The organism is Nocardioides marinquilinus (assembly GCF_039543705.1).
In the GTDB taxonomy this organism is placed as follows: domain Bacteria; phylum Actinomycetota; class Actinomycetes; order Propionibacteriales; family Nocardioidaceae; genus Nocardioides; species Nocardioides marinquilinus.
Genome location: NZ_BAABKG010000001.1, coordinates 1,022,906 through 1,037,192 on the forward strand (window position 1 = coordinate 1,022,906; position 14,287 = coordinate 1,037,192).

Annotated in this window: 14 protein-coding genes; 10 read left to right on the plus strand and 4 right to left on the minus strand. The window is 76.1% G+C overall.

The annotated features are described in order from the left end of the window. Positions 1-65 precede the first annotated feature (65 nt). On the plus strand, positions 66-1,844 hold the full coding sequence (locus ABEA04_RS04965) for a phage tail protein (protein ID WP_345455132.1): 1,779 nt from the start codon (positions 66-68) through the stop codon (positions 1,842-1,844). Positions 1,845-1,857: 13 nt separating this feature from the next. Here ABEA04_RS04965 and ABEA04_RS04970 read toward each other — a convergent pair whose 3' ends face one another. Continuing rightward, positions 1,858-2,184 carry an endonuclease/exonuclease/phosphatase family protein gene (locus ABEA04_RS04970; RefSeq protein ID WP_345455134.1) on the minus strand — a complete coding sequence of 109 codons (327 nt, stop codon included), beginning with the start codon at positions 2,182-2,184 and terminating at the stop codon, positions 1,858-1,860. Then, positions 2,178-2,684 (minus strand): hypothetical protein, encoded by a 507-nt coding sequence (locus tag ABEA04_RS04975; RefSeq protein WP_345455136.1) that lies wholly within the window; start codon positions 2,682-2,684, stop codon positions 2,178-2,180. Before ABEA04_RS04975 ends, ABEA04_RS04970 begins: the two co-directional genes overlap by 7 nt. A 74-nt stretch (positions 2,685-2,758) precedes the next feature. On the opposite strand from ABEA04_RS04975, the gene ABEA04_RS04980 reads away from it, so the two are divergent. The 3 genes from ABEA04_RS04980 to ABEA04_RS04990 are packed head-to-tail and all read left to right on the plus strand — an operon-like array spanning position 2,759 to position 6,359. After that, complete coding sequence (locus ABEA04_RS04980) at positions 2,759-3,274, plus strand: 2Fe-2S iron-sulfur cluster-binding protein (RefSeq protein WP_345455138.1); 516 nt, start codon at positions 2,759-2,761, stop codon at positions 3,272-3,274. Further along, entirely contained in the window at positions 3,271-4,266 is a 996-nt protein-coding gene (locus ABEA04_RS04985; RefSeq protein WP_345455140.1) for an FAD binding domain-containing protein, read from the plus strand. Before ABEA04_RS04980 ends, ABEA04_RS04985 begins: the two co-directional genes overlap by 4 nt. After that, the gene (locus ABEA04_RS04990; RefSeq protein ID WP_345455142.1) at positions 4,263-6,359 is read left to right on the plus strand and encodes a xanthine dehydrogenase family protein molybdopterin-binding subunit; all 2,097 of its coding nucleotides are present in this window, start codon (positions 4,263-4,265) and stop codon (positions 6,357-6,359) included. The genes ABEA04_RS04985 and ABEA04_RS04990 overlap by 4 nt, the downstream gene beginning before the upstream one ends. Here the strand turns inward: ABEA04_RS04990 and ABEA04_RS04995 are convergent. Next, complete coding sequence (locus tag ABEA04_RS04995; protein ID WP_345455144.1) at positions 6,356-6,751, minus strand: (R)-mandelonitrile lyase; 396 nt, start codon at positions 6,749-6,751, stop codon at positions 6,356-6,358. The genes ABEA04_RS04990 and ABEA04_RS04995 overlap by 4 nt on opposite strands. Beyond that, entirely contained in the window at positions 6,751-7,686 is a 936-nt protein-coding gene (locus tag ABEA04_RS05000) for a helix-turn-helix transcriptional regulator (protein WP_345455146.1), read from the minus strand. The genes ABEA04_RS04995 and ABEA04_RS05000 overlap by 1 nt, the downstream gene beginning before the upstream one ends. Positions 7,687-7,840: 154 nt before the next feature. Between ABEA04_RS05000 and ABEA04_RS05005 the strand changes: the two genes are divergently transcribed. The 6 genes from ABEA04_RS05005 (at position 7,841) to ABEA04_RS05030 (ending at position 14,230) form a co-directional block, all read left to right on the plus strand. After that, complete coding sequence (locus tag ABEA04_RS05005) at positions 7,841-9,052, plus strand: MFS transporter (protein ID WP_345455148.1); 1,212 nt, start codon at positions 7,841-7,843, stop codon at positions 9,050-9,052. 54 nt (positions 9,053-9,106) lie between these two features. Beyond that, a complete protein-coding gene (locus ABEA04_RS05010) occupies positions 9,107-10,144 on the plus strand; it encodes a zinc-binding dehydrogenase (protein WP_345455150.1) in 1,038 nt (345 codons plus the stop codon). A gap of 185 nt (positions 10,145-10,329) precedes the next feature. Next, on the plus strand, positions 10,330-10,683 hold the full coding sequence (locus ABEA04_RS05015; protein ID WP_345455152.1) for a cyclophilin-like fold protein: 354 nt from the start codon (positions 10,330-10,332) through the stop codon (positions 10,681-10,683). A 64-nt stretch (positions 10,684-10,747) separates the two neighbouring features. Further along, a complete protein-coding gene (locus ABEA04_RS05020) occupies positions 10,748-10,951 on the plus strand; it encodes a hypothetical protein (RefSeq protein WP_345455154.1) in 204 nt (67 codons plus the stop codon). 35 nt (positions 10,952-10,986) lie between these two features. Then, positions 10,987-11,163: a hypothetical protein gene (locus tag ABEA04_RS05025; protein WP_345455156.1), complete on the plus strand. Its 177-nt coding sequence runs from the start codon at positions 10,987-10,989 to the stop codon at positions 11,161-11,163. 322 nt (positions 11,164-11,485) lie between these two features. Further along, complete coding sequence (locus tag ABEA04_RS05030; RefSeq protein WP_345455158.1) at positions 11,486-14,230, plus strand: hypothetical protein; 2,745 nt, start codon at positions 11,486-11,488, stop codon at positions 14,228-14,230. Positions 14,231-14,287: the final 57 nt, after the last annotated feature.

The window sequence follows — 14,287 nt, forward strand, 5'->3', positions numbered from 1 at the left end:
CAAGGAGCCACTGGCTGACTCCGTGCTGCAGGCGACGCCGCCTGCACCACACCAAGGAGAACGTCATGAACCTCGCGCGGATGCGCCCCCTGCTGCTGGCAGCGGTCGGCGCCCTCGCCCTCTCGCCGCTGCTGCTGCCCGCCCAGGCCGACGCCGGCCAGGTCGGCATCAGCCTCACCATCCAGGGCGCCGGCCAGGTCACGGTCGTCCAGGGCGAGCTGAACGACGGCGCCGACCCCGTCTGCGACCGCTCGGACAACCTCGACGACCGCGAGGGCGCCGAGTGCCCGCGGGTGCGCAGCGAGTCGTTCCTCGAGGCCTACGTGGCGCTCGCGCCCGTCGAGACCGTGCCCGGCTACACCTTCGCCGGCTGGTCGGGCTGCCAGGACGTCGAGAACCGCGGCGGCACCCCCACCTGCGTGATGCGGTCCGACGCCTTCAACGGCAAGAACTACTCGGTCACGGCCCGGTTCAAGCAGGCCCCGGCGACGATCCGCGACCTGCAGGCCGGCGTCGACGCCGCGGGCCGGGTCACCGTGGGCTTCACCCACGACGGCGTGGCCTCGTTCTGCGCCGTCTCGCCGACCATCGACTGGACGCCGTGCAGCAGCGGCGACGCCTGGGCCGTGCCGGAGGGCGAGCACAGCGTGTACGTCGCGGGTGTCAACCGATCGGGCAACTGGGGCCCCGCGACGGTCTCCTCGTCGGTCTGGGTGGTCGACACCGAGCTGACCAGCGCGCCCGCCGCCCTCACCACCAGCCGCGAGGCCACCTTCTCGTGGACGACGCGCGCCGGCACCTCGTTCGAGTGCAGCGTCGACGGCGCGCCCTGGCGCACCTGCGCCTCGGGCCGCTCCGGCTCCGAGACCATCACCGGCCTGACTGATGGTCAGCACACCTACCGGGTGCGCGCCCGCAAGGGCGAGTTCGTCGACGCGGCGCCGGTCAGCCACACCTGGGCCGTCGACGCCACCGCGCCGGTCGTCAGCCTGGGCACCCCGTCGGTCACGGGCGCCCGCGCCACCGTCGGGCTCTCCACCGACGACGCCACCCGCGTCGAGTGCCGCCTGTCCTCCACCCCCGCCGACCCCGCCGACCACGGCTTCCGCCCGTGCGGCTCGCCGGTGGTCTACGAGGCCCTCACCGACGGCCGCCACGACCTCGAGGTCCGGGCGTTCGACGTCGCCGGCAACGTCTCCGCCCCGGCCACCACCGCCTGGACGACCGACACCACCGCCCCCGACGTCCGCCTCACCGGCGGCCCGGCCGAGGGCTCGTTCAGCCTCGCCCCGACGGCGACCTTCACCGCCACCGCCGACAGCGACGCCTCCCTGCGCTGCACCCTCGACGGCCGGGGGCTGCCCTGCGGCTCGACCCTCGCGCTGACGGGCCTGAAGCCCGGCACCCACGTGCTCGAGGTGGGCGCGGTCGACGCGGCCGGCAACGCCGACCCGACGCCCGCCGTCCGCAGCTGGACCGTCGCCGAGACCGCTCGCGCCTTCGCCCGCAAGGGCGCCTGGAAGGCCGTGCGCACCGGCTCGGCCTACGGCGGCACCGCCCTCACCACCACCCAGAAGGGAGCCACGCTGACCCGCTCGGTGCGCGGCGCCCGCCAGGTCGCGCTGGTCGTCGGCGGCACGAGGGCCGGCAGCAAGGCCGGCACCGTCGCGGTCTACGCCGGCCGCACCCTGCTCGGCACGGTGAGGCTGACCGGCACCCCCACCGGCAAGCGCCTGGTGACCCTCAAGGCCCTCGGCAGGCCCTTCACCGGAACCCTGTCGGTGAGGGTCACCTCGACCGGCCGGCCGGTGCGGGTCGAGGGCGTGGCGGTCCGCACCCGCTGACCCCGTCCCCGGGTCAGTCCCCCCGGAGCCCGACCACCTCGGCCACCACGGCGAGGTGGTCGGACTCGCCCACCCCCCTGACGCCGGCCCCGGCGACGCGTGCGTCGCCCGGGCCGGCGTCGAGCAGCACGTGGTCGAGCCGCCGCCGCGGACGACGGGCCGGGTGCGTCGGGCCGGTGGCGGCAGGCGTCCACCCGGTCAGCAGCGCGGGCAGCCGACCGGGCAGGTTGAGGTCGCCCACCAGCACCAGCGGGCGCGGCAGCGGCCGCGCCCAGGCCACCACCTCGCGCAGCTGCCGCACCGCCCGCGGTGGCGCGAACGAGAGGTGGGTCGTCAGCACCGTCGCCTCGCCACCCGGCGTCGCCACGCCACCACTGCCGCCAGGGCGACCCGCGGCTCGTCGGGCGCCCACAGCACCCGGCGCCCGGCCCCCGGGGGCAGCGGCACCGGCAGGCGGACCCGCGACCCCTCCAGCCGCAGCTCGTGCCACGAGCGCACCGGCAGCCGGGTCAGCAGCGCGATGCCGTACGACGGCTCGTCGGCCACCGTCCGGGCCGCCGGGCGGAACGTCGCCGCCGAGCCCGGCGTGCCGTGGACGGCGGCCGCGAACCGCGCCGTCCACCCCGGCCCCAGCGCCGCACGCAGCACCTCGGTCTGGTCGGCCCCGCCGCTGCGCGGCAGCAGGTGGTCGACCTCCTGGACGCCGAGCACGTCGACGTCGAGCGCCGCGGCGGCTGCCACCCACGCCGGGTGACCCGGGGCGCCGCGGGCGTCGCGGCCCGACGCGGCGTTGGCCGTGGCCACCCGCAGACCCGCCGACGTCGCCACGTCGTCGAGCATGCGCCCGCGGCTCACCCCTGCGTCTCGCCCGGATGGACGATCCCCCCGGGCGTGCGGGGGCGCAGGGTGGGGGCATGGCAACCCTCCGGCTCACCGTCGACGGCACCCCACGCGAGGTCGACGTCGACGTCCGCACCACCCTGCTCGACGCGCTGCGCGAGCGGCTCGAGGTGGTCGCCCCCAAGAAGGGCTGCGACCACGGGCAGTGCGGGTCGTGCACCGTGCTGCTCGACGGCCGCCGCAGCCTCGCGTGCCTCGCCCTCGCCGTCGCCCACGACGGCGCCGAGGTCGTCACGGCCGCCGGGCTCGGCACCGTCGACGCCCCGCACCCGGTGCAGCAGGCCTTCCTCGACCACGACGGCTACCAGTGCGGCTACTGCACCCCCGGCCAGGTCTGCTCGACCGTCGGCATGCTCGACGAGGTGGCGCAGGGCCACCCCAGCCACGTCACCGCCGACCTCGACCCCGGCGCCGACGTCGCGCTGACCGACGCCGAGATCCGCGAGCGGCTCAGCGGCAACCTGTGCCGCTGCGGCGCCTACGCCGGCATCCTCGACGCCGCCCGCCAGGCCGCGGGAGGTGCGCGATGAGGCCGCTGACCTACGTGAGGGCCGAGACCGCCGAGGACGCCGTGGCCGCCGTGGCCGGCGACCCGCGCGCCCGCTTCCTCGGCGGCGGCACCAACCTGGTCGACCACCTCAAGCTCGGCATCACCACGCCCGAGGTGCTCGTCGACGTCAGCCGGCTGCCCCTCGACCGCGTCGAGGAGACCGCCGAGGGCCTGCGGGTCGGCGCCGCGGTGCGCAACAGCGACCTCGCCGCCCACCCCGTCGTCCGCACCGAGTTCCCGGCCCTGAGCCGGGCGCTGCTGGCCGGCGCCTCCGGCCAGATCCGCAACCAGGCCACCACGGCCGGCAACCTGCTGCAGCGCACCCGCTGCGTCTACTTCCAGGACCTCAGCACCCCCTGCAACAAGCGCGAGCCGGGCAGCGGCTGCTCGGCCGTCGGCGGCTACGGCCGCTACCACGCCGTGCTCGGCGCCAGCGAGGCCTGCGTGGCCACGCACCCCTCCGACATGGCCGTGGCGATGGCGGTGCTGGACGCCGAGGTGGTCGTGCTCGGCCCCGACGGCGAGCGCCGGGTGCCGTTCGACGAGCTGCACCGGCTGCCCGGCCACCACCCCGAGCGCGACACCACCCTCGTGCACGGCGAGCTGGTCACCGCCGTCGAGCTGCGGCGCAGCCCGGCCGCGCGCGCGTCGTCCTACGAGAAGACCCGCGACCGGGCGTCCTACGCCTTCGCGCTGGTCTCGGTCGCCGCCGCGCTCGAGCTGGACGGCGACCGCGTGGCCGACGTGCGCATCGCCTGGGGCGGCGTGGCCCACAAGCCGTGGCGCGCCCGCGCCGCCGAGGACCTGCTGCGCGACGGCCCACTCGACGAGCGGCGGGTGCGCGACGCCGTGGCCGACGAGCTGCGTGCGGCCGACACCGGCCCCGACAGCGCCTACAAGGTCGCCATGCTCGGCGGCCTCACGGCGCGCGCGCTGACCCGGTTGGCCGGCTCGACGGAGGTGGCCCGATGAGCGGCGCCCGCCCCGTCACCGCCCGCGAGGTCGGCCGGCCGCGCGCCCGTGTCGACGGCCCGCTCAAGGTCACCGGTCACGCGCTGTACGCCGTCGAGCACGGCTCCGACGAGGGCGTCACCGACCCCCTCACGGCCTGGCTCGTGGGGGCGCCCGTCGCCCGCGGCCGCGTCGTGCGCATCGATGCCACCGAGGCCCTCGCCGGCGACGGCGTCGTCGCGGTGCTCGACCACACCGGCGCCCACCGCCTCGAGAGCGTCGACGACGGCGAGCTGGCGATCCTGCAGGACGACCGCATCCACTACCGCGGCCAGGTCGTGGCGGTCGTGCTGGCCGAGACCTCCGAGGCCGCCCGCGAGGCAGCCCGGCTGGTGCACGTGCACGTCGACGCCGAGCCGCACGAGGCCGACCTCGACGCCGCCGACCTCTACGCCCCCGAGCAGGTCAACGCCGGGCACGAGACCGACTGGGACGACGGCGACGTCGCCGCCGGGAGCACGGGCGCGGCGGTCGTCGTCGAGCACGAGTACCGCACCCCGTTCGAGCACAACAGCCCGATGGAGCCGCACGCCGCCTCGGCCCACTGGGACGGCGAGACCCTCACGCTGTGGGACTCCACCCAGGCGGTGCACGGGGTGGCCAAGACGCTCGCGCCGATGCTCGGCCTCGACGTCGAGCGGGTGCGCGTGCGGGCGCCGTACGTCGGCGGCGGCTTCGGCAGCAAGGGCCTGCCGCACTCGCCCGAGATGGCCGTGGCGCTCGCCGCGATGGCCGCGCCCGGCCGCTGGGTCAGGCTCGCGGTCACCCGGCAGCAGATGTTCGCCCTCACCGGCTACCGCACCGAGACCCGCTCGCGCGTCCGGCTCGCGGCCGAGCCCGACGGCCGGCTGCTCGCGGTCGAGCACCACGCCGTCAGCCAGAGCTCGCGGGTCAAGGAGTTCGCCGAGCAGACGGCGTCCATAGCGCGGATGATGTACGCCGCCCCGGCGCGCAGCACCACGCACCGCATCGCCGCGCTCGACGTCGCCGTCCCGTCGTGGATGCGCGCCCCGGGCGAGATGCCCGGCGCGTTCGCGCAGGAGGTGGCGATGGACGAGCTGGCCGTCGCGTGCGGTGTCGACCCGGTCGACCTGCGGGTGCGCAACGAGCCGGCCACCGACCCCGAGACCGGCAAGCCGTGGAACGACCGGCGGCTCGTCGAGTGCCTCGAGCAGGGCGCCGCCCGGTTCGGGTGGTCCGGACGCGCGGCCGAGCCGCGCACCGTCGTCGACGGCGACTGGCTGGTCGGCACCGGCGTCGCCGCCGCGACCTATCCGACGCTGTGGATGCCGGGCAACGCCGCCCGCATCGAGTCGCGCGCGGGCGGCCGCTACGCCGTCTCGATCGGGGCGGTCGACATCGGCACCGGCGCGCGCACCGTGCTCGGGCAGATCGCCGCCGACGCGCTCGAGGTCGACGTCGACGCCATCGTGCTCGCCATCGGCGACACCTCGCTGCCGGCCGCCACCGTGGCCGGCGGCTCGGCCGGCACCGGCTCGTGGGGCACCGCGATCGTGCAGACGGCGCAGCAGTTCCGCGCCGACCACGGCACCGACCCGGTGCCGGGGCTGCACACCCAGACCACCACCGAGGCCTACCCCGACATGGAGGGTCACGCCCTCCACTCCTTCGGCGCGGTCTTCGCCGAGGTGCGCGTCGACCGGTGGACCGGCGAGGTGCGCTGCAGCCGGCTCCACGGCACCTACTCGGTCGGCCGCGTCGTCAACCCGACGACCGCCCGGTCGCAGCTCTACGGCGGCCTGCTCATGGGGCTCTCGGGCGCGCTGCACGAGGACGGCGTCCGCGACCCGCGCTTCGGCCACGTGGTGACCCAGGACCTCGCGAGCTACCACGTCGCGGCCCACGCCGACGTCCCGCCCGACCTCGACGTCGCCTGGCTGGAGGAGTCCGACGAGCTGGCCACGCCCTACGGCGGTCGCGGCATCGGCGAGATCGGCATCGTCGGCACGGCCGCCGCGATCGCCAACGCCGCGTGGCACGCCACCGGCGTCCGGGTGCGCGCGCTGCCGGTGACCGCCGACCGGTTCGTCTAGCCGGCGTACTCCTCGTCGGTGACGGGAGCCAGCCAGTGCACGACGTCGTGGTCGTCGTCGCCCTCGTTGATGGCCAGGTGCACCATCAGCCGGTCGGGTGCGGCGCCGTGCCAGTGCTCCTCGTCGGCCTCGAACAGCACGCGGTCACCGGGCCGGATGGTCTCGACCGCGCCGCCGCGACGCTGGCAGAGCCCGACGCCCTCGGTGACGAACACGGTCTGGCTCAAGGGGTGCCGGTGCCAGTGGGTGCGTGCGTCGGGCATGAAGTGGACCAGGTTCGCGCTGACGCGGGACGGGGCGGGTGCCGCGGCCACGACGTCGATGTAGACGTCACCGGTGAACCACTCGGTCGGGCCCTTGCCGGTCGCGACGCCGCTGCGGGTGATCTGCATCAGTCTGCTCTCTCTGGTCGGTGTGAGGTGGTGGTCGTGGCTCGGTCGGCGCCGGATGCCGCCCACGAGGCCAGCAGCCGCAAGCCCTCGGCGGAGGTGGAGCCGGGCTCGGCGGTGTAGACGTAGAGCATCAGGCCGGGCTCGGCGGTGATCGCGAGCTCTTCGTAGGCCAGCGTGAGCTCGCCGACGACCGGGTGCAGGAACCGCTTGGTGCCCGTGCCGTGGGTGCGCACGTCGTGGGCGGCCCACAGCCGGCGGAAGGTCTCGCTGCGGGTCGACAGCTCGCCCACGAGATCCTGCAGACCGCGGTCGTGCGGGTCACGGCCTGCCTCGGCGCGCATGATGCCGACGCACATCTCGGCGAAGGCGTCCCAGTCGGGGTAGAACTCACGCGAGGCCGGATCGAGGAACTGGAACCGGGCGAGGTTCGGCGTTCGTCCCGCGGGACGCGAGTCCTCGGGACCACCATCCCCGAGCACGGGTGCGTAGAACGCGCGGCCCAGCGCGTTGGTGGCGAGCAGGTTCTGTCGGGAGTCGCGGATGAAGGCGACGGCGTCGGTGAGTGCCTCCAGGGTCCAGTGCAGGCTCGGGCGCGACGATGCCGGTGACGTCGTGCTGGAGGCGCGCCGCCGGGCGCGGCCGGAGGTGGGGATGCCGTCAGCCGCGCGGGCCAGGTCGAGCAGGTGGGCATGCTCGGCCTCGTCCAGCTGCAGGGCGCGGGCGAGGCCGTCGAGGACCCCTGCTGAGGCGCCTGCGATCTGTCCGCGCTCGAGTCGGGCGTAGTACTCGACGCTGAGCCCGGCGAGAGTGGCGACTTCGCTGCGGCGCAGACCCGGCACGCGGCGGGACCCGGTGGCCGGCAGCCCAGCCCGGTCGGGCGTGATGCGGGCGCGGCGGGTGGTGAGGAACTCGCTCACCTCGCGGCGGTTGTCCATGTCGCGAGCCTAGGCAAGGACGGCGTCCGGCCGGAGACCTCAAGGGTGCCCTGCCGGTACACCCAACGACAGTGCCTTCCGAGCCGTCGGCTGGCGGTCTTGGGTGGAGGTAGCACCAACGAACCACTCACCCGCCAGTGCGAGAGGCACCCGCTTGTCCACCACGCTCACCCGCCGGGACGCCGTCCCCGGCCCGCCGCCGGCGTCGCCGTCCCCCAGGCTGCCCGCCGTCGTGTACCTGCTCGGCGCCGGCACGTTCCTCATGGGCACCACGGAGTTCGTCGTCGCCGGTCTGCTCCCCGAGCTCGCCACCGACTTCGCGACCACCGAGGCCCGCGCCGGGCTCACGATCACCGCCTTCGCGATCGGCATGATCGTGGGCGCGCCGGTGCTGCCGATGCTGACCCTGCGGCTCTCGCGACGTGCCGTCCTGGTCTCGGCCCTGGTCGTCTACGCGGCGGCCCACGTGGCGTCCGCGACGACCGAGAGCCTCGGCGTCCTGCTGGCGAGCCGCGTCGTCGCCGCCGTGGCAACCGGCACGTTCTGGGCCGTCGCCGCCGTGGTGGCCGCCCGCCTCGTCGGGCCGCAGCGGGCACCCACCGCGCTCGGCATCGTGCTGGGTGGCGGAATGCTCTCGACCGTCGTGGGCGTCCCGATCGGCGCCGTGGCCGGCCAGGCCGTCGGCTGGCGCGGGCCGTTCGCCGCGCTCGCGGTGCTGGCCGCCGTCCTCGCGGTCGTCACGGCGCGGTGGCTGCCCGCGGGGTCACCCGACGCGGCGCGCCCGTCGGTGCGAGCCGAGGTGGCCTCTCTCCGGTCGGGTCGACTGTGGCTGGTGTTGCTCACCTGTGCCGCGGTCAACGCCGGCGTGCTGTCGGTCTACAGCTTCGTCTCGCCGCTGCTCGGCGGACGGGCCGGCCTGAGCGCCGCGATGATCCCGGTGGCGCTCGCCGTGTTCGGTGTCGGCACGTTCGTCGGCAACGTCGTGGGCGGCCGCGTCGGCGAGCGCCGGCCGCTCGGCGTCCTGGTCACCACAGCGGCCGTGACCCTGGCGACCGTCGCGCTGCTGGCGGTCACCACCTCGGCACCGGTCGCCGTGCTGCTCTTCGCCGTCCTCGGTGCCGTCGGGTTGTCGGCCAACCCCGTGCTGGTCGCCCTCGCGGTGCGGCTCGGCGGCGCCGGCGCCACCCTGCCCAGCGCCATGGCCACCTCGATGTTCAACGCCGGCACCGCCGTCGGCACCGCGGTGACCGCGAGCCTGCTCGCCACCCCGCTCGGCGGCGCGAGCCCACCGGTCGTCGCCGTCGCCGCGGGCGTCGTCGTCCTGACCGCCCTGACCGTGCTGGCCCGCCGCGGCCCGCTCACCTGACCCACCCACTGCCGTTCAGCGCCACCCGGCAACCCCACGGAGGAGAAGTCCGACATGCGAGCAACCCTGATGTACGAAGCGGGCGACGTACGCGTCGAGACCGTTCCCGACTCCGTCGTCGAGCAGCCCACCGATGCCCTGGTGCGCGTCACGGCCAGCTGCATCTGCGGCAGCGACCTTCACCCCTACCACTCCATGCCGGCCGGGTCCGGCCCGGCGCGGATGGGCCACGAGTTCATCGGCGTCGTCGAGGACGTCGGTCGCGACGTCGCCACGCTGGCGGAGGGTGACCTCGTGGTCGCGCCGTTCGCGATCTCCGACGGCACCTGCCGGTTCTGCCGTGAGGGGCTCCACACCTCGTGCGAGCACGGTGGGTTCTGGGACGGGCTGGCGACCGAGGGTGGTCAGGCCGAGCTGGTGCGGGTGCCTCTGGCCGACGGCACGCTCGTCGCGCTGCCCGTCGCGCCCGACTCCGACCTGGTGCCGTCGTTGCTGACGCTCTCCGACGTCTACGGCACCGGCTGGCACGCCGCCGTGCGCGGTGGTGTTGCCCCCGGCAGGACCGTCACCGTGATCGGCGACGGCGCCGTCGGCCTGCTGGCCGTGCTCTCGGCCCGCCAGCTCGGCGCGGAGCAGGTCATCCTCATGGGCCGCCACCGCGCTCGCACCGACCTCGGCCGCGAGTTCGGCGCCACCGACGTCGTCGCCGAGCGCGGCGACGAGGGCGTGGAGCGGGTCCGCGAGCTCACGGGCGGCCACGGCACTCACGTCGTGCTCGAGGCCGTGGGCCACCGGCCCGCCTACGAGCAGGCGTTCGGCGTCGTGCGGCCCGGCGGCACCATCAGCCGCGTCGGGGTGCCGCAGTACTCGGAGGCGCCCGTCGGGTTCACCTCGCTCTTCGGCGGCAACGTCACCCTCACCGGGGGGCCGGCGCCCACGCGCGCCTATATCGAGCAGCTGCTGCCCGCCGTCCTCGACGGCAGCGTGCAGCCCGGCCGCGTCTTCGACCGCACCATCGGCCTCGACGAGGTGCCCGACGGGTACCGCGCCATGGACGCCCGCGAGGCGCTGAAGGTGCTGGTCAGCCCGTGATCGGCGGCCGCGCGGCCGGGTTCGCCGCGCTCGCCGCTGTCGTCCTCGGCGGGTGCGGATCCGACCCGACGCCGACCGGCGACGCCTCGACGACGGCCGGCCCCACGACGACCCCGGCGCCCGAGACCCGCGCTCCACGCTCCGCGACCGCGACCCCCGCCCCAACAGAACCCGAGGAGGACCCGGTGCGCATCACGATCGAGGTCGGCGGACAGGCCGTCGAGGCCGAGCTCGACGACAGCGCCGCCGCCCGCGACCTGCTCGCGCAGCTGCCGCTCGAGGTCGAGATGGACGACCACGGCGCGGTCGAGAAGAGCGGAGGTCTGCCCGCGCCGCTCTCGCTCGACGGGCAACCCGCCGGCGCCGACCCGGCGGTCGGCGACCTGGGGTACTACGCGCCCGGCCAGGACCTGGTCCTCTACTACGGCGACCAGTCCTACTTCGACGGGATCGTCGTGCTGGGCCGGTTGCTCGGCGACGCGCCGGAGCGCATCGCAGCCGTCGAGGGCTCGGTGACCGTGAGGGTGACCGCGGGTTAGTGCGACCTACGCCCTCAGCCGAGGGGGTGGGTGGGGGCCTTCCGTGGCCTGCCACCGTGGAGGCATGAGCGATCGAGCGGACGACGACGGCGGGCAGGTCAGCGAGGTGGCCAGCCTGGGTGAGGGGCCGCAGCCGATCTCCGACAGCCAGGGCGTGGCCGGCAACCCCGACGCCCCGCCGGCCGACGAGGTGCCCGCCGGTCCGAACGCGAACCCGCACGCGCCCCGCCACCGCCGCGACCGACGCCGCGGTCACGCGGCGGGGTGACCAGGGCGACGTCGTCCGGCTGTGACGCTGGAGCCATGAGCGAGAACACCGACGAAGGCCAGGTCTCCGAGGCCGGCAGCTCCGGCATGGGCGGGGCGCCCGAGGAGATCTCCGACAGCCAAGGCGTGGCCGGCAACCCCGACGCCCCCGACGCCGACGACGTCGAGGCCGGACCCAACGCCAACCCGCACGCGGGCGAGGACACCCACTAGCCGGAGTACCTGTCCGCGCTGACGCTGCGGGGTCTCGAGGCTCGGCCGTGGCCGGCCTCGCACCTCGACCACCGTCAGGGCCGGTCCCACGGTGGTCGAGGTGCGACGAGCCTCGAGACCGCTGGCTGACGATGGTCGAGGTGTGAGGAGCCCTGGCGACGAGCCTCGAGACCACTGGCCGTCTGCGCCGTCAGCGGGAACGTTCGCGCGGGTGCCCTTCGACGGGCTCAGGGTCCGTGTGGGGGCGCTGCCGTCGACCCTCCGTGGCGGTGTGCAAGGCGGCGGCAGGCCGGTTGCAAGGGGGGCGCCCGACGCTGACGACATGAGCCGTCGCGTCCTCGTCGTCCCCGTCCTCGTCCTGGCCTCGGCCGCGGCGGTGCCGCCCCCCGTGCAGGCCGCACCGGCCGCCGTGACCGCACCGGCCGCCGGCACCGGCCACTGGTCCGTCGCACCCGGGCCCGACGGCGGCTGGCGGGTCCGCTGGACGGCGCCCGCCCCGTTGCCCGTCGGCGGCGACCGGCCCGCGCTCGTCGGCGCCGGGCCGTCGGTGCCGGCCACCGTCGCGACCGACGGCCGCACCGTGGTGGCCGACGTCGCGACCGTCGCCCCGCCCGACCCGGCCGACCTCGACGTCGTCCTCGGCGGCGACCGGCTCGACGAGCCCGGCTACGACCTCGCCCCCGGTGGCACCGGGGCCGGGCAGCGTGGCGAGACGGCCGCCCCGACCGGCACGCCGCTGCCCACCGACCCCGCCGCCGAGGGGCCCTACGCGGTCACCACCAGCGACTACGAGCTGGCGCCGGTGAAGGTGCGTGGGCTGCCGAAGCCGGTCGAGATGGTCGGCCACGTCGTCGAGCCGGCGCTCGACGCCGACACCGGCCCCCGTCCGCTGGTGCTGCTGCTGCACGGCCGCCACGGCTGGTGCTACGACCCCACGACCGGCGCGTCGAGCTATGCCGACACGTGGCCGTGTGCTGCACCGCAGCGCGAGCTGCCCAACCACCTCGGCTACGACTACCTGCAGCAGCGCCTGGCCTCGCAGGGCTTCGCCACCGTCTCGATCCGCGCCAACGGCATCAGCGCCCAGGACGGCGCCCGCCTCGACGGCGGCTCGGCCGCCCGCGCCGACCTCGTGCGTCGCCACCTCGCCCACTGGGTCGACCTGGCCGCCGAGCACCGCCTCGACCTCGACCGCGTCGTCCTCGTCGGCCACAGCCGCGGCGGCGAGGGCGTCGACCGCGCCGCCACCGAGACGCCGTCCGACGCGCCCTACCGCATCGCCGGGCAGGTGCTGCTCGCCCCGGTCGACGTCGCCGCCCACGCCGCGCCCCACGTCCCCACCGTCGTGGCGCTGCCCTCGTGCGACGGCGACGTCAGCGACCTGCAGGGCCAGCGCTACGTCGACACCGCCCGCGACGTGCTCGCCGACGACACCGCGCTGCGCAGCGCCGTGATGGTCGTCGGCGCCAACCACAACTGGTTCAACACCGAGTGGACGCCGGGCACCGCCGTCGCCGCCGCGCGCGACGACTGGCAGGGCGCGCCCGACGAGGTCTGCGGCCGCACGCACCCCGACCGCCTCTCGCCCGCCGACCAGCGCGAGGTCGCCCTCGGGCTCGTCACCGCCGCCACCCGGCTCTTCACCGGCGTCGACGACGGCGGCCTGCCGCTGCTCGACGGCTCCGGCGCCGCCCTGCCGTCGGTGCCCGGCGCCGACCTGCGCAGCCACGCGATCGGCGGCGGCCGCGACGTGCGGCGCCCCGGTGCCGACGCCGTCCCGACGGCCGGGGCCGTGCTCTGCCGCGGCTCCCTGCTCGACGGGGCCGGCGGCCGGGCCTGCGGACGCGACGTCGGTTACGCCGTCACCCCCCACTGGCGCACCGACCTCGACCTCTGGCCCACCCGCACCTTCCTCGAGGCGCGCTGGGACGCCGTCTCCGCACCCACCGTGGTCGGCGGGCTGCGCCTGGACCGGCCGCTCGACCTGAGCACCGACCGCCTCGAGCTGCGCACCCTGCTCGACCCCGACCGCGGGGCGGTCTCGCTGCGGGTGCGCGTCACCGACGGCGCCGGCCGCTCGGCCGACCTCGACCCGCTCACCGGCGTGCGCGTCACGCCGGTGCCGGCGCCCCCGGGCACCGGCAAGGTGTGGGCGCAGGCGGTGGTCGTCGATGCCTCGTCGCGCCCGGCCGGCCCCGGCACCGACGTCGACCTCACCGACGTCCGTGAGGTCGGGCTCGTGGCCGTGCGCGGCGACGGCCGGGTGTGGGTGGCCGACGTCTCGGCCGCCCCCGCGGGCCTGGCCGCCGTCGAGCCGGGCGCGGTGCCCCGCCTCGACCTCGGGCAGCTGCCGGCCCGCCGCGAGGGCGCGCCGCCGCGCGGCACCGACGACGACACCCGCACCGTGCGCGTGCCGTGGACCCTCACCGCGCCGTCCCAGACCCCGCTGCGCTTCGCCGTCGGCACCGTCGGCGTCGGCGTGGGCGCCACCGACCGCGGCCGCTCGTCGGTCGTCGTGGTGCCGCCCGGACAGACCTCGGGCACCGTGCCGGTGACCTACACCCGCGACCGCCGCGACGACTACCACGTCGAGGTCGCCGTCTCGGCCTACCCGCTGCGCGGTCTCGCCACCGGCCGCAGCGTCGTCACCGCCCGCGTGCTCGACGACGATCCGCTGCCGCGGTTCCGCATCCACGCTCCCCGTCGCACCATCACCGAGGGCGAGGACGCCGTCTTCCGCATCACCGTCACCGGCGGCCGCGACTACGGCCTGTACGCCGTGCCCGTCGTGCAGAAGGTCGCCGACGGCCGGGGCCTGCGCGTCGGCGACCTGCCCGCCGCCTGGGTGCGCGAGAACGTCTTCGACACCGACCCGACGCAGCCGCTGTGGAAGGCCGGCATGCACATCTCGCGCGAGCTCGGCCCGCGGCAGCGGGTGCTCGACTTCCGCGTCCCGACGCGGGTCGACCGCGAGCGCGAGGGCGTCGAGACCCTCGCCGTCGACGTCCTGATCCGGCACCTGCGGGTGCGCCTCGTGGTGCGCGTCCGTGACGCCGAGCCCCGCTGACGCGGCCGGTCGGCCCCCGCGCGCGGGGCGGCGGCCATCCGGCCCGGTCGGCGGAAA

Excerpts from the sequence above, each read along its gene's own strand:
- ABEA04_RS05025 (WP_345455156.1), top strand. The coding sequence starts at position 10,987 with ATGAGCGAGAACACCGACGAAGGCCAGGTCTCCGAGGCCGGCAGCTCC.
- ABEA04_RS04980 (WP_345455138.1), top strand. The coding sequence starts at position 2,759 with ATGGCAACCCTCCGGCTCACCGTCGACGGCACCCCACGCGAGGTCGAC.
- ABEA04_RS04965 (WP_345455132.1), top strand. The coding sequence starts at position 66 with ATGAACCTCGCGCGGATGCGCCCCCTGCTGCTGGCAGCGGTCGGCGCC.
- ABEA04_RS05010 (WP_345455150.1), top strand. The coding sequence starts at position 9,107 with ATGCGAGCAACCCTGATGTACGAAGCGGGCGACGTACGCGTCGAGACC.
- ABEA04_RS05030 (WP_345455158.1), top strand. The coding sequence starts at position 11,486 with ATGAGCCGTCGCGTCCTCGTCGTCCCCGTCCTCGTCCTGGCCTCGGCC.
- ABEA04_RS04985 (WP_345455140.1), top strand. The coding sequence starts at position 3,271 with ATGAGGCCGCTGACCTACGTGAGGGCCGAGACCGCCGAGGACGCCGTG.
- ABEA04_RS04990 (WP_345455142.1), top strand. The coding sequence starts at position 4,263 with ATGAGCGGCGCCCGCCCCGTCACCGCCCGCGAGGTCGGCCGGCCGCGC.
- ABEA04_RS05000 (WP_345455146.1), bottom strand. The coding sequence starts at position 7,686 with ATGGACAACCGCCGCGAGGTGAGCGAGTTCCTCACCACCCGCCGCGCC.
- ABEA04_RS05020 (WP_345455154.1), top strand. The coding sequence starts at position 10,748 with ATGAGCGATCGAGCGGACGACGACGGCGGGCAGGTCAGCGAGGTGGCC.
- ABEA04_RS04995 (WP_345455144.1), bottom strand. The coding sequence starts at position 6,751 with ATGCAGATCACCCGCAGCGGCGTCGCGACCGGCAAGGGCCCGACCGAG.
- ABEA04_RS04975 (WP_345455136.1), bottom strand. The coding sequence starts at position 2,684 with ATGCTCGACGACGTGGCGACGTCGGCGGGTCTGCGGGTGGCCACGGCC.